The 18,175-nt window shown below is 63.4% G+C and carries 19 protein-coding genes and 1 pseudogene; 9 read left to right on the top strand and 11 right to left on the bottom strand.

From position 1 onward, the window contains the following. Positions 1-42: 42 nt before the first annotated feature. On the top strand, positions 43-381 hold the full coding sequence (locus ACCQ00_RS18140; protein WP_039571524.1) for a hypothetical protein: 339 nt from the start codon (positions 43-45) through the stop codon (positions 379-381). Between the two features lie 138 nt (positions 382-519). Here ACCQ00_RS18140 and ACCQ00_RS18145 read toward each other — a convergent pair whose 3' ends face one another. Beyond that, positions 520-1,092: a hypothetical protein gene (locus ACCQ00_RS18145; protein WP_039571521.1), complete on the bottom strand. Its 573-nt coding sequence runs from the start codon at positions 1,090-1,092 to the stop codon at positions 520-522. 97 nt (positions 1,093-1,189) lie between these two features. Between ACCQ00_RS18145 and ACCQ00_RS18150 the strand changes: the two genes are divergently transcribed. Then, a complete protein-coding gene (locus ACCQ00_RS18150) occupies positions 1,190-2,173 on the top strand; it encodes an IS5-like element ISXfu1 family transposase (RefSeq protein WP_022557821.1) in 984 nt (327 codons plus the stop codon). Between the two features lie 103 nt (positions 2,174-2,276). On the opposite strand, the gene ACCQ00_RS18155 is transcribed toward ACCQ00_RS18150, so the two are convergent. Both ACCQ00_RS18155 and ACCQ00_RS18160 read right to left on the bottom strand, forming a co-directional pair. After that, the gene (locus ACCQ00_RS18155; protein WP_372354000.1) at positions 2,277-2,480 is read right to left on the bottom strand and encodes a hypothetical protein; all 204 of its coding nucleotides are present in this window, start codon (positions 2,478-2,480) and stop codon (positions 2,277-2,279) included. Positions 2,481-2,705: 225 nt separating this feature from the next. Then, positions 2,706-6,248, bottom strand: a complete 3,543-nt coding sequence (locus tag ACCQ00_RS18160) for a CheR family methyltransferase (protein ID WP_039571516.1) — start codon at positions 6,246-6,248, stop codon at positions 2,706-2,708. A 209-nt stretch (positions 6,249-6,457) separates the two neighbouring features. Between ACCQ00_RS18160 and ACCQ00_RS18165 the strand changes: the two genes are divergently transcribed. Next, positions 6,458-6,838, top strand: a complete 381-nt coding sequence (locus tag ACCQ00_RS18165) for a response regulator (protein ID WP_039571513.1) — start codon at positions 6,458-6,460, stop codon at positions 6,836-6,838. Here ACCQ00_RS18165 and ACCQ00_RS18170 read toward each other — a convergent pair. The 3 genes from ACCQ00_RS18170 to ACCQ00_RS18180 are packed head-to-tail and all read right to left on the bottom strand — an operon-like array spanning position 6,832 to position 8,689. Further along, positions 6,832-7,074 (bottom strand): hypothetical protein, encoded by a 243-nt coding sequence (locus tag ACCQ00_RS18170; protein ID WP_017157412.1) that lies wholly within the window; start codon positions 7,072-7,074, stop codon positions 6,832-6,834. The two genes, ACCQ00_RS18165 and ACCQ00_RS18170, sit on opposite strands and share 7 nt — an antisense overlap. Then, positions 7,071-8,354, bottom strand: coding sequence for a sigma-54-dependent transcriptional regulator (locus ACCQ00_RS18175; protein WP_039571510.1), 1,284 nt, complete (start codon positions 8,352-8,354; stop codon positions 7,071-7,073). The genes ACCQ00_RS18170 and ACCQ00_RS18175 overlap by 4 nt, the downstream gene beginning before the upstream one ends. Before the next feature lie 32 nt (positions 8,355-8,386). Next, the gene (locus tag ACCQ00_RS18180) at positions 8,387-8,689 is read right to left on the bottom strand and encodes a hypothetical protein (protein WP_039571507.1); all 303 of its coding nucleotides are present in this window, start codon (positions 8,687-8,689) and stop codon (positions 8,387-8,389) included. Between the two features lie 197 nt (positions 8,690-8,886). On the opposite strand from ACCQ00_RS18180, the gene ACCQ00_RS18185 reads away from it, so the two are divergent. The 3 genes from ACCQ00_RS18185 (at position 8,887) to cydB (ending at position 11,899) form a co-directional block, all read left to right on the top strand. Further along, the gene (locus ACCQ00_RS18185; RefSeq protein WP_039571504.1) at positions 8,887-9,168 is read left to right on the top strand and encodes a hypothetical protein; all 282 of its coding nucleotides are present in this window, start codon (positions 8,887-8,889) and stop codon (positions 9,166-9,168) included. Between the two features lie 308 nt (positions 9,169-9,476). Beyond that, entirely contained in the window at positions 9,477-10,886 is a 1,410-nt protein-coding gene (locus ACCQ00_RS18190) for a cytochrome ubiquinol oxidase subunit I (protein WP_039571501.1), read from the top strand. After that, complete coding sequence (gene cydB, locus ACCQ00_RS18195; RefSeq protein WP_039571499.1) at positions 10,877-11,899, top strand: cytochrome d ubiquinol oxidase subunit II; 1,023 nt, start codon at positions 10,877-10,879, stop codon at positions 11,897-11,899. Before ACCQ00_RS18190 ends, cydB begins: the two co-directional genes overlap by 10 nt. A 111-nt stretch (positions 11,900-12,010) precedes the next feature. Here the strand turns inward: cydB and ACCQ00_RS18200 are convergent, their stop codons facing one another. Beyond that, a complete protein-coding gene (locus tag ACCQ00_RS18200) occupies positions 12,011-12,220 on the bottom strand; it encodes a hypothetical protein (RefSeq protein ID WP_017157407.1) in 210 nt (69 codons plus the stop codon). 147 nt (positions 12,221-12,367) lie between these two features. Beyond that, positions 12,368-13,009 (bottom strand): DUF6766 family protein, encoded by a 642-nt coding sequence (locus ACCQ00_RS18205; protein ID WP_039571497.1) that lies wholly within the window; start codon positions 13,007-13,009, stop codon positions 12,368-12,370. Positions 13,010-13,229: 220 nt separating this feature from the next. Between ACCQ00_RS18205 and ACCQ00_RS18210 the strand changes: the two genes are divergently transcribed. Both ACCQ00_RS18210 and ACCQ00_RS18215 read left to right on the top strand, forming a co-directional pair. Next, a complete protein-coding gene (locus ACCQ00_RS18210; RefSeq protein WP_039571493.1) occupies positions 13,230-14,096 on the top strand; it encodes an SDR family oxidoreductase in 867 nt (288 codons plus the stop codon). Positions 14,097-14,236: 140 nt separating this feature from the next. Beyond that, positions 14,237-15,180: pseudogene (locus ACCQ00_RS18215) on the top strand (ABC transporter ATP-binding protein); the annotation flags it as partial. Between the two features lie 192 nt (positions 15,181-15,372). On the opposite strand, the gene ACCQ00_RS18220 reads toward ACCQ00_RS18215, so the two are convergent. Together ACCQ00_RS18220 and ACCQ00_RS18225 are read right to left on the bottom strand one after the other, a co-directional pair. Then, positions 15,373-15,576 (bottom strand): DUF3606 domain-containing protein, encoded by a 204-nt coding sequence (locus ACCQ00_RS18220; RefSeq protein ID WP_180301643.1) that lies wholly within the window; start codon positions 15,574-15,576, stop codon positions 15,373-15,375. A 96-nt stretch (positions 15,577-15,672) separates the two neighbouring features. Next, entirely contained in the window at positions 15,673-16,287 is a 615-nt protein-coding gene (locus tag ACCQ00_RS18225) for a DUF4142 domain-containing protein (protein WP_372354001.1), read from the bottom strand. A gap of 269 nt (positions 16,288-16,556) precedes the next feature. Between ACCQ00_RS18225 and ACCQ00_RS18230 the strand changes: the two genes are divergently transcribed. Then, on the top strand, positions 16,557-17,720 hold the full coding sequence (locus tag ACCQ00_RS18230; RefSeq protein WP_017160407.1) for a zinc-dependent alcohol dehydrogenase: 1,164 nt from the start codon (positions 16,557-16,559) through the stop codon (positions 17,718-17,720). Positions 17,721-17,805: 85 nt separating this feature from the next. Here the strand turns inward: ACCQ00_RS18230 and ACCQ00_RS18235 are convergent, their stop codons facing one another. Next, positions 17,806-17,988 carry a hypothetical protein gene (locus tag ACCQ00_RS18235; protein WP_039571486.1) on the bottom strand — a complete coding sequence of 61 codons (183 nt, stop codon included), beginning with the start codon at positions 17,986-17,988 and terminating at the stop codon, positions 17,806-17,808. Positions 17,989-18,175: the final 187 nt, after the last annotated feature.

An 18,175-nucleotide genomic window follows, 5' to 3' on the forward strand; every position in this document is an offset into this window, starting at 1 on the left:
AGCGCGCTCCGGGCTTTTTCATTGCACTGCACAGGAGTTGCCATGAACACAAAATCCACACTCGACACACACGACGAACGCCAATCGGCCTATCGCGGCAACGGTCCCGACGCATCGGTGGATGGCCGGGGCCGTGACGATCCATCGGCGGTCCAGACCCACGACGCACAGCCACCGCGTGACGGGGCGCCGGAAGCGTTGAATCAACGCGGTCATGGCCGCGGCGGCAGCCTGGGCGAAGGCGAACCCGACGGCCACCCGGAACGCGATGGCAGCACGCAACCCAACTTCGGCCAGAGCGGCACGTACGGCAAGCAGCAACACATCGACGCGCAGCAACGCGCACTGGATGGCGGTACGGAGGACACCGAGAACAATTGACGATTGCGCGCTTAACGGCCGTCTAGTGATCTGTTCGTAGCGAGCTGGCGATCAGGCGGCAATCCCGATCCGTCCGCACCACCGAAACGATAAAGGGGCCCACCGGGCCCCTTCTTTTTGGCTGCGTGGCGCAAGCGTTCACACCCGTGCGATCCGCGCCGAGGCCGCTTCGCCCGCCCACTCCGGTCGTACGCCGGCCGCGGCGGCGCAGCGTTCCAGCCGCCAGGGCGTGAGATGACGCATGGCCTCGGCACCGCCCATGTGCAGCCACTTGCTCAGGTCGGCGTCGATACACAGCGGCCGGTAGGTGGGCATGCTCGCCGATGAGGCGACGAGCAACGAGAACCCCATCTGCAGGCGTCCGCCGATGTCCATCACGTTGCGCAATCCGGCGGCATACACCGCACTGCCGTCCTGGCTCAACCAGGTTGCGGCAGTGGTGCCGTCTGCCGATGCAGTGCAGACGAAACCGCACAGCGGAATGGCGCAGCGCTGTGTTTCCCAAATGGCCAGATCCACCCCGCCCAATCCGCCAGGCTCCTGCAAATGGATCGAACGCTGCTGCCCTGGTGCGCGGCGACCGAAGGTGGCGCGCTCCTCGCGTTTGTCCCCACGGTCTGCGACCAGGATGTCGGCATCGGCGCCTACGCCGACCTCGACCCAGGCATTGCTCGCCACACGGGCAGACAACTGAAGAATGCGCGTAATCATGACTACTCCACGGTGTACATCGCGATGACCTAAGGAAACTCTGAACAATCCGTCCTGATCTGCCACAATCGATCATCGACCCGAGTAGACGATTTCGATGCAGCTGACCTTCGGCGACGCGGAGTACGACGGCAAGCGCAAGCGGACGCGGCGTGAGGTGTTTTTGGCCGAGATGGAGCAGGTCGTGCCGTGGAAGGAGCTGCTGGGGCTGATCGAGCCGCACTACCCGAAGTCGGGGCAACCGGGACGACAGCCGTATCGGCTGGAGACGATGCTGCGCATCCACTTTTTGCAGCAGTGGTATGCATTGAGCGATCCATCGGCGGAAGAAGCCTTGTACGACACGGTGTCGATGCGCCGTTTCGCCAAGATCGGCGGGCTGGATGAGGTGCCGGACGAGACGACGATTCTCAACTTTCGCCATCTGCTGGAGCAGCACGATTTGGCGCGCAAGCTGTTCAATCGGGTGAACGCGCATCTGTCGCGCAAGGGTCAGAGCCTGCGCGGCGGGACGATTGTGGATGCCACGATTATCTCTGCGCCCAGTTCGACCAAGAACAAGGACGGTGAGCGCGATCCGGAGATGCGCCAGACCAAGAAGGGCAACCAATACTTCTTCGGGATGAAGGCGCACATTGGAGTGGATGATGAATCCGGCCTAGTGCACCACGTGGAATGCACGGCAGCCAACGTGGCGGACATCACGCAAGCGCACAAGCTGCTGCATGGCAAGGAAGACACGGTGTGTGGGGACAGCGGCTACACCGGGCTTGAGAAGCGCGATGAGATCAAGGGCAAGCGCAAGCTACGCTACCTGATCGCGGAGAAGCCCTCGAAGCTGAAGCAGATCAAGAACAAGCGCGAACTGAAGTTGGCCAAGCGCTGGGAGCACACCAAGGCCAGCCTGCGTGCGAAGGTGGAACATCCGTTTCGGGTGATCAAGCGCCAGTTTGGCTATGCCAAGGTGCGCTATCGCGGCCTGGTCAAAAACACCGCGCAGGTGCTGACGCTCTTTGCGCTGTCGAACCTGTGGCTGAAGCGGAAGCAGTTGATGCCTGCCGTTGGGAAGTTGTGCCTGTAATGGGGAGAATGCCCCGAGAATGCGCTGGAAACAGCGAAAAACCGAAGGTGTGAGCGTAGTCAGCGCTACCGATGCGGGTCGACGCATCCTCTGGCCGCATTGATCAGACCATCCCTAAGTGGTTACGCACAATGCGCGCCAACTTTTTCACTTTCGCAAAGGTCGCCACTGCAAGAGTTTCACGCAGCTTCAGTCGCACGACATCCGCTGCGAACGCCGAATAGGCCGCAGGATCTGCACCATCGCGCAGTATTTTCCGTAGGCTACGCGTGTACAGCGCACGCGAAGTTGTGAGATGCACAAGCATGTGCAGCAGAGTCCGCTGCGGCAGGCACGCACGCACTACACAGGCGTATCGCGTGCAGTACGGCGCTCTCACTAGCGGTCTAGATGGTCGCGTACGTCTTCATCCGCACCAAAGCCGCGTGCCGGTGCTCAGACATGCACATCGCGGCGTGGGCCGCGCCGTGCACGTGCACACCCTGCCCGCTGCAGCAGCCATTCCTGCAGTCCCGACGTCTTGCGATCCAACTCACCCGTTTACCGGATTGAGCGGCAGCTGGATCTCGCATTCCAGACGCGTATCGCTGAGCTCGTAGCGCGTCTGCGCGCCATGGCTGTACGGCAACGCTTGTTCGATCAGGCGGCGGCCGAAGCCACCGGCTTCATCGCGGTCGTTGCGCAGCTGCTGGCTGGCACCTTCTTCGATCCACAATAGCTTCAGGCGCGCCGGCGTATCGCTGCCGGAGACGACTTCCCAACGGATCGACAAGGTGCCGGTATCCACCGCCAGCGCGCCATGCTTGAGCGCGTTGGTGGCCAGCTCGTGCAGCGCCAAGGCCAGCGTCTGCACGGTGGATTTGCGCAGCGCCACGTTCGGGCCTTCCACCACGATGCGGCTTTGATCCGGCTCTGCCCCCAGCGCATCCAGCTCCATGCGCAGCAGGGCACCGATGGTGGTGGGCATGTTGTCCGATTGCGATAGCAGCCCCTGCACGCGCGACAACGCAGCCAACCGATCCTCGAACTTGGCCGCAAACTCGGGCATGCTCTGGCTGGCCTGCACGGTCTGCTTGGCCACCGACTGCACCACCGTGATCAGATTGCGCGTGCGGTGCTGCAACTCGGCCACCAAGACGCGCTGTTCTTCCTGCAGGCGGCGCAGGTTATCCGATTCGGTGGAGGTGCCCAGCCATTCCAGCACCTGGCCGCGTTCGTCGCGCACCGGCGCGCCGCGCGTATGAAACCAGCGGTAACCTTGTTCGGCCGCATTGAACAGACGGTGTTCGATATCCAGCCTGCCGCTGGACGCACTTCCCAGCCAGGCATTCATGGTCGGCTCGCGGTCGTCCGGGTGCACCGCCTGCAACCAGCCCAGCTCCAGGCTCTGGTCATCGCTCTGGCCGGTGTAGCTGGACCATTGCGGGCTGGACCAGGTCCAGCGGCCGCCATCGAGCGAGCGCCACACCAGCTGTGGGATGCCTTCCATCAGGGTGCGCAGGCGTTGCTCGCTGCTGCGTAGCGCACGCTCGGCGCGCGTGAGCGGGGTGACGTCCATGAAGGTCAGCACCGCACCACCGATGAAATTGTCCACGGTGCGATACGGCAACACACGCACCATGTAGCGCGCATGCGTGGTGGGATTTTCGACCTCGCGATCGAGCACTGCCAGGGTGCGGATCACCCGCCGCGCATCATCCTGCAGTTCGTCGTAATCCACATGCAGCTTGATGTGGCTGATCGGGCGCTGGATATCGCTTTCCACCAGCGGCAGGATGTCGGTGACGGCCGGGGTGAAGTTGGTGACGCGCAATTCGTTGTCGAGGAAGACGGTGGCGATCTGGGTGCTTTCCAGCAGGTTTTTCAGATCGCTGTTGGCCTGTGCCAGCTCCTGCACGCGATGGGCCAGCTCACCGTTGACGGTGGTCACTTCCTCGTTGACCGATTGCAGCTCTTCCTTGGAGGTTTCCAGCTCCTCGTTGGCGCTCTGCAGTTCTTCGTTGAGCGACTGGTATTCCTCGTTGGAGGACTTGAGCTCCTCGTTGGTGCTTTCCAGTTCCTCGATCATCGATTGCAGGCGCTCGCGGGTGATACGCAGCTCGTTTTCCAACACTTGCACATGACCATCGTCGTGCACGCTGTCGTGTGGTGCGGGCAGCTCCACCGGTTCGCGCGCTTCCACTTCCTGGAACAGCACGACGTAGCCGCGCGGCACCTCCGAGTCGGCGGTTGGCTCGACGAACAGGTTCACCGCCCAGGTCGCCGCGTCTTCGTGCACCTGGATGCCCCTGACATGCACGGGCGAACGGTCGCGTTCTGCGCGGCTGAGCGCGCTGCGCAAGTCCAGGCGCAGATCGCGATGGATCAGATTGAGCAGGTTGAGACTGGGCGTGCCGCCGCCGGGGCGGATGAATCGCCCGGCCTGCGACGAGAAGTGCAGCACCTCGAACTGCTCGTCCAGCAACGCATACGCCGGCGCATAACGGTCGGCGATACGCTCGCCGGCACGCACCAGCGCATTGCTGGGAGCGTGCTGCCGTTGCGGTGGTGTCGGTACCCGAACAACCGCAGCGGGCTGCACGGTTGGGAACGTCGCATGCACGTTGCTCTGTGCATCGATGCGCTGAAACACACGAAAGCTGCGCTCCACCGGGATGAACAATTGCGCGTGCCGCGAGACGTTTTCGGCATTGCCCAGGAACAGATAACCGCCTGGACGGATGGCGAAATGGAAGATCGGGATCACCCGGTTCTGCAATTCGGCATCCAGGTAGATCAACAGATTGCGGCACGACACCAGGTCAAGCCGCGAAAACGGCGGGTCCTTGACGATGCTGTGCTGCGAAAACACGCACAGCTCGCGCAGCTCCTTGCTCACCACATAGGTGTCGCCTTCCTTGACGAACCAGCGCCGCAGCCGCTCGGGTGCGACTTCACCGACGATGCTGGAGGCATAGCGCCCCACCCGCGCAGTGGCCAGTGCGCGCCCGTCGATATCGCTGGCAAAGATCTGGATGCGTGGCGCGGTGTCCAGGGTTTCGGCGTGTTCGCGCAGCAGCATCGCCAGCGAATAGGCCTCTTCGCCCGTGGAGCAGCCCAGCACCCAGATGCGCAGGCTGTCGCCGGTGTGCTTGCCCTGAAACAACCGCGGAATCACCTGTTGCTCGAGGAATTCGAACTCGCGGCGGTCGCGAAAGAACTTGGTCACGCCGATCAGCAGGTCGTTGAACAACTGCAACGGTTCGTCGAAGCGATTGCGCAGCACCTCCAGATACTGCTCCAGGGTTTCCACCTGCGCCACCTGCATGCGACGTTGCACGCGGCGCAGGAAGGTGGCGCGTTTGTAGCCATGAAAATCGTGACCGGTGGTATTGCGCAGGATGGCGGCGACCTGGCTGAGCTTGTCGCTCTCGCTGCCATTGCGCACGCCGGTCGGCACCGGATGACCGAAGCCGTGGTGGCGTTGCATGTGCGCGGCGATACGCGCGGCGATCTGTGGCAGGGGCAGGATGTCGTCGGTGATGGCGGCCGGGTTGCTGGCGCTGCGCAGGTCCAGCCCATGCAGTGCGGCATCGTCCACGGCCAGCGCCAGACCGCCGCACTCACGGATCGCCGCGGTCCCCAGCGTGCCGTCGCCGTCGAAGCGCCCCATGATCAGGCCGATCACATTGCCATCCTGATCGTGCGCCATCGAGACGAAAAAGCTGTCGATCAATCCGTGGTCGCTCTCGCCACCGGGCAAGGCGCGCAGACGGATGCGCCCTTCTTCCAGCGTAACCACCGTATCGGCCGGCGGCAGATAGAAGCGCCCCGGTTGCAGCCGGTCGCCATCACTGGGGACCGACAGCAGGGTCGCCTGGCTGCCGAGCAGTTCGCGCAGGCGTGCCTCATCCAATAATTGGCGGTCGCGCAACAACAGCATGATGGCCAGATTCGAGGCGCCAGCAACCGCATCGAGCAATTCTGCCAGGCGATCGGCGTCCATGCCGGCGGCGCCCACGCCGAGCACGAATAAGGGCGGCTGCGTGTTCGCATCCGTGGCGATGTCGTTGATGGAAGTTTCGTCGTCGGTCATGGCGGCACTAGCGTCGCAACGCTGGGTTCAAGCGCAATCGCCCATGATCGCGTAAAAGCACGGTGGACCGCCATGCACCACGCCGCGCATCGCGTGCGCACACTGCAGAGACCGGTCTTGGAAGCGCCTGCTTGCGCGCCGCGTTAACCTGCACTGGGAGCACCATGCGCACGCGCGTTGCCTGAAGCGCCACTGCTCTGGAGCCTGTCATGCACGACACTGCACTCGCCGGCCGCCGTATTCTCGTGGTCGAGGACGATTACTTGCTGGCCGAATCGCTCAACGACTTGTTGGTGGAAGCCGGCGTCAGTGTCGTGGGACCGGTCGGCAGTGTGCCCGACGCGCTTTCAGTGGTGGCGTCGGGCCAGGCCATCGATGGCGCCTTGCTGGATGTCAACGTGCGCGGCCAGGCGGTGTTTCCGGTCGCCGATGCGCTGATGGAGCGCGGTGTGCCGTTTTCGTTCTGCTCCGGCTACGAACGCTATACGCTGCCGCAGCGCTTTGCGCATCTGTCGTACTGCATGAAGCCCTACAACCCGCGCACGATCACCAGCTTGCTCAGCCACCAGACCGAGCTGGCCGATCACTGATCCGTGCAGGCGGGCTGGGCGCTATCGTCCGGTTCCACGCCGGACTGCTGCAGGGCGCGCTCTTGCTCGCCCAGCTGGTTGAGCAATTCGACGGCGGACTGATGCGCCGTGCGCAGCGTTTCCAGCGGTTTGGACGTTTCGTTGCGCAACGCATACAACGCAAAACCCATCACGTTGAGACGATTGCGCAACTGGTGCAGCAGCTCGCGTCGCTGCCCACGCGGTGCCTCGCTCACTCCGCGCCCTTGTCGCTGAGACGGTTGTGCAAGGTGCGCACGCTGATGCCCAGTTCGCGCGCGGCGGCCTTTTTGTTGAAGCGCGTGCGCGCTAGTGCCGATTCGATCATCGCGTCTTCGGCCTGGCGCATGGTCCAGCCGGCAGGGATCAGCAAGCCATCCTGGTCCGCCTGGGGCACGGTCTGCTCCACGTCCGGGGCGCTCAACAGATCGCCATCGGAGCGCAGATACAGATAGTGGATGAACGAGCGCAGCTCGCGCACGTTGCCCGGCCAGACATGGTGGGCGAGGTAGCGCAACAACGATTTGGTCGGCAACTTGCGCTTGCCGTATTTGACGTTGAGCTCGTCGATCGCGCGTAAGCCAAGCAGGCGCGCATCGCCGCGGCGTTCGCGCAGCGGCGGCACCTGGATCGGGTATTCGTTGAGACGGTAGAACAGGTCTTCGCGCAGCACCGCCTGCTCGCGCTGCACGTGCTGGTGGGTGGCTGCCACCACGCGCGCATCCAGTGCGATTTCCTCGTTGCCGCCCACGCGCATGAAACTGCGCGATTCGATCGCCCGCAGCAGATACACCTGCAGCCGCTTGGGCATCTCGCCGATTTCATCCAGGAACAGCGTGCCGCCTGCGGCCTGCTCCAGGAACCCGGCATGGCGACGGTCGGCGCCGGTGAAGCTGCCGCGCTCGTGGCCGAACAACTGGCTGGCCAGCAACTCTTCCGGAATGGCCCCGCAGTTGACCGGCACGAAGCGGCCGCGACGACCGGACACACGGTGGATGGCGCGCGCCACCAGATCCTTGCCGGTGCCGGTTTCGCCGGTCACCAGGACATTCAGATCGGTCGGCGCTACGCGCACGATGTCCTTGCGCAGCATGACGATGCTGTCGCTGTTGCCAACGATGCCCAGGTTGCCCTGTTGCGCTTCGCGCAGTCCCCCGAGCACCCGCTCCAGGCGCTCGGGCGCGAACGGCTTGGTCAGGAATTCGCTGACCCCGAACTGCTGTGCGCGGCCCTGGGTTTCGCGCGCGTAATCGCCCGAGACCACGACGATCTGTGGGGTATGGTCCGGGTCGAGCCGTTCGATCAGATCGAAACCGCTGCCGTCCGGCAGGCCAACATCCACCACCAACAGGTCGGGAAAGTTGCTGTCCAGCCAGCGGCTGGCTTCGCCAAGGGTGTGGATGCCCTTGGCACGGAAGCCGCTATCGGTGGCGAGTTCAACCACCTGATCGCAGAACTCCACGTCGTCGTCGATGATGGCGCAGGAAAGACGGTCCATGAGCGCTTCTGTCCGCAATGACTGATACATGTTCAGTTGAGAATTGTGACGGTCGCGCGAAATGCGCTGACACACCACATCGGAAATTGCTTGCTGCTGTCACGTTCTGTGATGGTGCGGCGCTCCCCCCTGTCGAGCCCGCCCTGACGGCCGTGAGCGAAGTACGCATGGAAGCGCTCGATTGCGCCAGTGCCAAGCGTCACGCTCTGGGCCGGTTGCCGCTGCGAGAATGGCGAAACGCCAAGGAGTGCAAGGTTTGCCGCGGCAGCCGTGCCAGTGCAACGACGGGTGCCGTCCTGATCGAGCGCTGGCTGAGCTCGCTTGCGTGCCTGCATCGGGGCCAGGATATCAGCCGGGGCTGACGTAAGCCGACGCCAGCATGGCGCCGCATGAACCCGTCAGGAAACCGCATCGGGTCCGCCGGGTTACCCACAGCCTACGCACCGCCCGTGGAGGGGGCGTGCACAAGACGCTCACGCATTCCTTCCAAGGTGGGGCGAACACTCGCGCGATCCAGCGAGCGAGGTGTCCCATGCACGCAGTCTCGGCGCCCGTGCAGGCCGATGTGCAAACCGAATTGGACTACTGGCGTGGCGAGCACCGCCGGGGCCAGCTTGGCTATTACGCGTTCGACGGCATTCCCGAAGGCACGATCCGCGCGGTCTGCGCGGCCTATAACAGGCGTCCAGACCTGACTGATGCAGACGCGGTTAAGGCCGTGCGCGATGCGCTGTGCCTGACCCCCGGCTCGATGAATGCCGTGTTCGCCGACTGGCTGGCGCCGCGTTGCCTGCGTCACTTACGCCAGGCGTGATGCGGCCACCGATTGGGCTCGCTTGATCGATGCAGTGCAGGCCTTTCGTGCTTGGCTGGGCTCCTTGGGTCCGCAGGTTCTTTGAGTCGGCAAGGTGGCGCACGGTGCACCAGTTCACTCTTTTCCGCGTGTGATGGGCGCAGGCTTGTTATTGGCACCATGACCGCACGCGGTGGCGGCATGCGTACTCATGTGCCCGCGGCGCGCACGCCGCAGGCCCAAGCTGCGCTTGCCCTCGCCCGGCTGGCACCCCACTCCGCGGCCGTCGTGGCGGCGCCGCCGGATACCGCAAGGCATAGGAGACACCTGTGGAAGCGCTGCTGCTGTCCCGTATCCAGTTCGCCTTCGTCATTTCGTTCCATGTGTTGTTTCCGGCCTTCACCATCGGCCTGGCGAACCTGCTCGGTTTTCTGGAATGGCGCTGGCTGCGCACGCACGACGAGGCCTGGAAGCGGCTGTACTTCTTCTGGTTGCGGATCTTTGCGGTGTCCTTCGGCATGGGCGTGGTCAGCGGCATCGTCATGGCCTTCCAGTTCGGCGCCAACTGGCCCGAGCTGAGCCGCATTGCCGGCAGTGTCATCGGCCCGCTGCTGAGTTACGAGGTGCTCACTGCGTTCTTCCTGGAAGCCAGCTTCCTGGGGGTGATGCTGTTCGGCTGGGGCCGGGTTTCCGAACGCCTGCATTTCTTCGCCACCTGCATGGTGGCGATCGGCACGCTGGTGTCCACGTTCTGGATCCTGTCGTCCAACAGCTGGCTGCATACCCCGCGTGGCTACGCGATGGTCAATGGCATCGTGCAACCGGTCAGCTGGATGCAGATCATCTTCAACCCGTCGTTTCCGTATCGCCTGGTCCATATGGCGCTGGGTTCGTTCATCACCACCTGCTTCGTGGTTGGCGGCGTCGGCGCCTACTATCTGCGCAAAGGGCTGCATGTGGATGCCGGCGCCCGCATGTTGCGCCTGTCGGTGGCATTTGCCGCCATCGTGCTGCCCATCCAGGTCCTGGTGGGCGACCAGCATGGGCTCAACACGCTGGAGCACCAGCCGCTCAAGGTCGCCGCGATGGAGGCGCACTGGCACAGCGAAGGCGATGGCGCCGGCGTGCCGTTGGTGGTGTTTGCGCTGCCCAACGCCGAGGCCGAGCGCAACGACTATGCGGTGGCCATCCCACGCCTGGGCAGCCTGATCCTGACCCATAGCGCAGACGGCGACATTACGCCGCTGACGTCGGTGCCGCGCGATCAACGGCCGCCGGTGGCGCCAGTGTTCTTTGCCTTCCGCATCATGGTGGGCCTGGGGATGGCGATGCTGTTGCTGGCGTGGATCTCGGCCATTGCGTGGTGGCGTGGACGCCTGCATGCCAGGCCGCTGATCCTGGCATGGAACATCATGCTGCCGGCTGGATTCACGGCACTGGTGGCCGGCTGGTTCGTCACCGAGATCGGGCGCCAGCCGTGGGTGGTGTATGGGCTGTTGCGTACGGCCGATGCGGTAGGCCCGCAATCGACTGCGACGGTGGCGGTATCGCTGCTGGTGTATCTACTGGGCTACGCGTTCGTGTTCGGCTTCGGCATCTTTTATCTGACCAAGCTGGTCCGTGCCGGGCCGCAACCCAGCCGCGACGGGCCGGATGTGGCCGGCGGCGAACACACCCCGGCACGCCCGCTGTCTGCAGCAGAGACATCATTGGAGCAGGAGAACACGCCATGGAACTGAGTCACTGGTTGCCGGTGGTGTGGTTTGGCGTGATCGGTTTCGGCGTGCTGATGTACGTGGTGCTGGATGGCTTCGTGCTCGGGCTGGGCATGCTGGCGCCGTTCGCGCGCGACGAACAGGAGGTGGACCTGATGATGAACACCGCCGCGCCCATCTGGGACGGCAACGAAACCTGGTTGGTGCTTGGCGGCGCGGGGCTATTCGCTGCGTTTCCCACGGCGTATGCGGTGATCCTGTCCGGCCTGTATCTGCCGGTGCTGTTGATGGTGATGGCGCTGGTGTTTCGTGGGGTGGCGTTCGAATTCCGGTTCAAGGCGCAGCGCTCGCGTCGGCTGTGGACGTTGTCGTTCATCGCCGGATCGATCCTGACCGCGTTCGCGCAAGGCATCATCCTTGGCGCGCTGGTGGAAGGCATGCCATTGGACAACGGGCGCTACACCGGCGGCGTGTTCGGCTGGTTCAGCCCGTTCACCATCCTCACCGGTGCTGCGCTGGTGTTCGGCTATGCACTGCTCGGCAGCACCTGGCTGATCCTCAAGACCGATGGGCGCACGCATGCACTGGCGCGGCAACTGACCAAGCCGCTGGTGGGCGTGGTGGTGACCTTCCTCGTGCTGGTCAGCGCGTGGCTGCCGTTCCTGAGCTCGCATGTGATGGCGCGCTGGTTCGAGCACGGCAACTTCTGGTGGCTGTCGCCCATTCCGCTGGTGACTGCATGCGTCGCGCTCGCGCTCTGGCGCAGCAGCGATAGCTCGCGCAGCGACGCCATGCCCTTCCTGTTGACGCTGGCGATCTTCGTGCTGGGCTTCGTCGGCCTGGTGTTGGGCATGTGGCCGTATCTGGTGCCGCCGAGTTACACCATTTGGCAGGCGGCCTCGCCGCCCTCCTCGCAGATCTTTCCGATGGTGGGCCTGGTGATACTGCTGCCGCTGGTGCTCGGCTATACGGTGTGGTCGTACCGCGTGTTCCGCGGCAAGATCGCCGCTGACGTGGGGTATCACCATCATCACTAGGCGATCGTGCGGCGCGTGGGCGCGGGCAAGATGCAACGCGTTGCGGCAGCTGCATTGATACAACCAAAAAGCGCCCGCAATGCGGGCGTTTCGCGATCCTGGTGACTTGCTTCAGCGCTTTTCCGATCCGTCCGGTCGTTCGTAGTCGTGTTCGGGATCGGCCTTGTTGACGTCAGGGTCTTCGTCAGGCATGTCGTGCACCTTCCATTCGACATCCTCGTTACGACGCTCCTGTGGCGTAAACGGCTTTTTCTGATCGTCTTCCGGTCCCCATGGCTTTTTCGGTTCGCTGCCCATGCTGATCTCCTGCGTGGTCGTCATGCCCCAACGCTAGGCGCGCAGACATTGCGAGGTGGTGAACGAAGCCCGGTGGTGGCGTGAAGTGCGTCCTGGCGATGCACGTCCCACACTGGCGAGCACAAGCCCGGCTGCGCCCGCCTCGCCGCCCGGCGACAGGTTCAAGCTGCCTTACCCGCCGGTCTGCGAATGCGGCGCCTCGACCGGCTTGGACTGCGGCGAATCCTTCTGCCGCAACCAGATGGTCAATACCACCAGCGAGAACACCGCCAGGAACTCGCTCTGCCAGTTCTGCATCGATTCGAACCAGAACGATGCGCTGGTGAAATGCTCGAAGACCGTGATCGGCGGCAAGCCCTTCTGCGCACGCTCAACCACCTCCAGTCGCCAGCTGCCGACCAGGTGCAGCGCAAAGCTCATCAGGAACAGCGCCCCGAACGCGATGGCCAGCGAGTGATCGTACAGCCGTCGCCATATCCCGCCGGCACGCACCGGCCACGGAGTGGTCCCGGGCTTGATCTCAACGCTTTCTTCAGCCGGATCGAGCGGGCGCGATTCGGCAGAGCCCACCTGCCGCAACTTCACGGTGAGCAACACGTACATGCCCATCTGCAGGAATTCGCTCTCCCAGTTTTCGAACAATGCCGACATGAAATGCGGGCTGTGCAGATACGCAGACAGCAGCAGCGTCGGCTGCCCCTGCTCGCGCAGTTCGTCGTTGTACGCATGCAATCCGGCATAGACCTGGCAACCGATGAAGAAAATGGTCAACGCAAGCAGACACAACGACAGCCCGTTACGACGCAAGAACATGGATGACCTCCTGACGATGCGCGCAGTATCGAGTGTCCCGGGCAAAACCGCATGAAGTTTGCGTGCGGCCGCGCTGTTCTGCTTGCCACGCGATCGTCGATTGCCACGGACATGGCGCGCTGTGCAACACACACCACGCGCACATCGTTTAGCCCGGATGTTTACGCTTGCATGACGACACTGGCGTGCGACCAACGACTTCCACTGCCAGGAGACCACGATGCCCGTACCCAACTATCCACGCCCGCCCTTCAAGCCACAGCAGCAGAGCTTTCCCGGCCGCACCGAGAAGATGGACCCGCGCCCGGATCATGGCGAAGACAGCTACGTCGGCCACGGCCAGTTGAAGGGCAAGCGCGCATTGATCACCGGTGGCGACAGCGGCATAGGCGCTGCGGTGGCCATTGCCTATGCGCGCGAAGGCGCCGATGTGGCCATTGCCTTCCTGCCTGATGAGCAGGAGGACGCGGCACGCATTGGCGCTTTGATCGAAAAGGCCGGCGTCAAGGCGCTGCTGGTGGGATGCGACATCAGCGACCCTGGCCAGGCAGCCGCCTTGATCGACAAGGTCAACAGCACGCTGGGCGGCCTGGACATTCTGGTCAACAACGCCGGTTACCAGAAGTACTTCGAGACCTTCGACGACATCACCCTGGACGAATGGCGCAAGACGTTCGATACCAACGTGCATGCCGCCTTCAATCTGGTGCGCCTGTCGGTGCCATTGATGACCGACGGCGGCTCCATCATCAACACTGCCTCGGTGCAATCGAAGAAGCCGACGCCCAACATCCTGCCCTACGCCGCGACCAAGGGCGCATTGGCCAATCTCACCATCGGCCTGGCCGGTGTGCTGGCGGAGAAGAACATCCGCGTCAATGCGGTGCTGCCGGGCCCGATCTGGACACCCTTCATTCCCTCCGGCATGGACGAGGAATCGGTAGAAAACTTCGGCGGGCAAACACCCATGGGGCGCCCGGGTCAGCCGGTCGAGTTGGCATCGGCGTACGTCATGCTGGCGGCCGACACCGCCAGTTACACATCGGGCGCCTTGCTGACCATCTCTGGCGGCGCAGTCACGCTGTAACGCTGTCGGATTGTTGCCATGCCCGCGTCGCCGACGAGCGACGCGGGCTTCTTGTTGGCTCGGGTTCGTTGATTCTCGGCGCTCACCAGCGCACACCGCGTCGCGTTCGCTTGCCCTTGCGGACATCCGAGCGCATTGCCTGGCGTTCCGGTGCGGTGAGTGCAGGCGATGTGGTATTGGTCAGTGTGCTGACCTTCCGCATCCGGCATGGCCCGCGCAATCCGGCGCAGACCCTGCTGGACACCACCCGGCAACTGGGCGCCATTGCCCGATATCTTGCAGATCATGCTGCAACCGCATGCCATCGTCGATGCAGACGTGCTGCTGGCCTTGGCCGAAGGCGATGTCTGTTTCGAAGAGGTGCGATTGCCTATCCCGAGCAGGCCGCAGTGCTGGAGGGATTGAACCTGCAGCTCCTGGCAGGCAAGAGGTGGGCATCGTAGAGTCCTCCGGTGCCGGCAGATCCACCGTGATTGCCTCATCCAGCGCCTGGACGATGTGGAATCCGGGTGCGTACTGATCGACGGGCAGGACATCCGCGGGGTCAGCCAGGACAGCCTGCGCGAAAAGAGTGCGGTGGTGCCGCAGGAAACTGCGTTGTTCAATCGCAGCATCGGCGACAACATCTGCTACGGACGTCCCGATGCCAGCGATGCCGAGGTGCACGAAGCGGCGCGGCATGCATTCTGCGATGCTTCATCCGGCAATTGCCCCAGGGCTACGACACCCAGGTGGGCGAGCGTGGTGTGATGTGGTCGGGCGGACAGCGGCAACGGCGGGTATCGCCCGCGCTTTTCTCAAGGATGCGCCGATCCTGATTCTGGACTATGCCACCTCGGCACTGGACACCGAATCGGAAGCGGAAATTTAAGCTGCGCTGGATCACCTGACGCGCGAGTGCATCGTAATGGCGGTCGCCCATCGCCTGTCCATGGTGATCGGTTTCGATCGCATTGTGGTGCTGCAGGACTGCCGCGTCGTCGAAGACGGCAGCCCGGCGGAACTGCGCGGCAGTGGTGGCGTGTTCGATAGTTTGTGGCAGCGGCAGGCGACCGGATTCGAGACTGCACCGGAAACCCTGTGAAGCGACTGCACTGGTAAGCGCTGGTTGCCTTGCGTGATGCGCGGCGGGCAGACGCAGACTACGGCTGGCCCAGTACAACGAGCATGGCATGAGATGCACTTTCCGCCCAGACAGCAGACCACGCTTGCAATCGCTGGCGCGTAAAGAAAACAGGCAGCGTCTGGCTGCCTGTTCCACTTCCTGCACAACGCATCAATGCGGTGGCCGATAGGCGCGCAGCTTGGTCGTTACATTGCCGACCTCCTGCACCGCGCGCTTGAGATCGTCTTCGGACATCCCTAGCTCGCGCGCCCAGTACTGCAATTCCCACTCCTCGTTGATGCTCACACTGTGCATATCGGTGGGCTGGCGACTCGCATCCTGTGGTTCGCCCATGGCGATCTCCCTATAGGACAACTGGTGAATAGGACAACTGGTGAGTCGGTTGCAAGTCCTGCGGCTCTCACGGTTTGCCAGAGCTGTTGCCTCGACGCGTTGTCTGGCGGCCTGTGGTCAGTGGGGCCGGCCCTGCTTGGCGCGCAGCGCCTTGGCATGTTCCAGATGCTCGGCGATGGTTTCGCGTGCACGCTGCAACTCTTTGCCCAGGTCGCTGGAGCCCGGCTCGCTGCTCAGCTGTGTGTCGAGCAGGGCCAACGCCTGTTCGTGGCTGTCCACGCTGGCCTGCAGATACTGCGATTCAAACTGCTGCCCATGCAGGTCCTGCAGGCGCTTGCGCAGGCCCTCGGCGCCCGCAGCAGCGGCTTGTCCCAGCGTGCCATTGCGATCCGGCGCGAACCGGCTGAGGTCCGTCAACGCAGCGCTGTGGGCTTCGCCCATCTTGCGTGCGAAGGCCAGCACCTCTCCTTCCACACCCTTGACCACCGCCAGCTGCGCAAGCGTGTGCTCGTGCTCGTTGAACACTGCCAGCGCACCAAGTGCCTGCTTGCGGTCGCGGGCGTCGCCCACGCTGTCGCGCAACGGGTCGCCGTGAGGCGGCGTGCTACCGGCCACCGTGGATACGCTGCTCCGTAGATCCTGTGGATCGCTCGCCTGCCCCTGCCGGCGCTGCCAGGCCTTGTACGCCACGTAGCCCACGGCGCCGGCGGTCACCATCTTGAAAAGTCCCATCGCTGTCTCCTGTTGATCGCGCTCTTTCGTCGCGTCTGGTGGTCGTTGATTGTCGGGTTCGCATGCATTTGCGCAGGTGGCATGCCTGCCTCCCAGCGCGTCACACGAGCCTGCGAGCGCGGGGGTTATCCAGGCGTGACCTGGGCATCAACGCCGCGTCGGGGGTCAGGCGCGTCCACACCACGCGCACGCAGCGTGCTGACGGGCTTAACACTGCTGCACGAACACTGCAGTGCGCTGCCGCGTCCCAATGCCCACAGGAGACAGACATGCTTGCCCTCAACTATCACGGTTCACACGATGTACGCGTGGAAACTGTGCCAGACCCACTCTTGGTCGAACGCGACGACCTGATTTTGCGCGTCACTGCCACTGCGATTTGTGGCTCTGACCTGCATCTATATCGCGGCAAGATTCCCGACCTGCGCCCAGGCGACATTCTCGGCCACGAATTCATGGGCATCGTGGAAGAGGTGGGCCCGGATGTCACGGCGGTCAAGCCGGGCGATCGGGTCGTGATTCCGTTCGTGGTCGCCTGCGGGCGCTGTTTCCACTGCGTGCTGCAGGAATTTTCCGCGTGTGAGACCACCAATACTGGCAAGGGCGCAGCACTCAATCACAAAGACATGCGCCCGCCCGCCGCGCTGTTCGGCTTCAGCCATTTGTATGGCGGATTGTCCGGCGGCCAGGCCGAATACGTGCGCGTGCCAAAGGCCAATGTCGGCCCGCTAGTGGTACCCGATGCGTTGCACGATGAGCAGGTGTTGTTCCTGTCCGACATCCTGCCGACCGGGTATCAGGCCGTCGTCGATGCAGGCGTCAAGCAGGGCTCCACCGTCGCCATCTTCGGTGCGGGCCCGGTTGGACTGATGGCCGCAGCGTGCTGCCGCATGCTGGGCGCAGAGCGCATCTTCATGGTCGACCGGCACGCATACCGGCTCGATTTTGCGTCCAAGGCCTATGGCGTGATTCCGATCAATTTCGACGAGATCGACGACCCGGCCGATGTGATCGTCTCGCAAACCGATGGCCGCGGCGTCGATGCCAGCATCGAGGCGGTCGGCTTCGAGGCCGAAGGCAGCGCCATCGAAACCGCACTGACCAACCTGAAACTGGAAGGCAGCAGCGGCGTGGCGATCCGCCAGTGCATCGCCGCAACCCGCCGCTGCGGTGTAGTGAGCGTGCCTGGCGTGTATGCCGGCTTCATCCACGCCTTCATGTTTGGCGATGCGTTCGATAAGGGCTTGACCTTCAAGATGGGCCAGACGCATGTGCAAAAGCATATGCCGCATCTGCTGGAATGCATCGGCAACGGTCAGCTCAAGCCAAGCTCGATCATTTCGCACCGCATGCCGCTGGCCGACGCAGCGCGTGGCTACGAACTGTTCGACAAGAAGCAGGACGATTGCCGCAAGGTGGTGCTCACGCCGTGAGTGCATAAATGGCATGAACGCAGACGGCGCGATCCTCGACCGCGCCGTCTGCGTTTTGTAGCACCGTCAAGCGCTGACAATCGGCTCAGTCGAGCGGCTTGGCCGGTACGAACGGGGACACCGGATCGCTGGCCGGGAAGGTTTCTTCCACCGCTTCGTCCTGCAGTGCATCCTGCTTTTTCTTCTCGTGCTGCGCCTGGTCGTGCTGCATTTGATCACGGTGTTCGGCGTGGTCGTGCGCAGAAGCAATCTGGTTGGGTGTGTTCATATGTGGTCCTACGACGTGATGCGAGCCACTACGCTACGGTGCGCCGCGTTGGCACAGGTGAAAAGCGTCTTCGCACATCAACGACAAAGGCAACGCATGTGTCGCAGAACACACAGTGGCGGGCCACTCGGTGCATTGCGTGTGGACTCCCATTTCTGCCAGATGCGGCGCAACTGTGGCCCCTCTC

The organism is Xanthomonas sp. NCPPB 3761 (genome assembly GCF_041475705.2).
GTDB lineage: Bacteria > Pseudomonadota > Gammaproteobacteria > Xanthomonadales > Xanthomonadaceae > Xanthomonas > Xanthomonas phaseoli.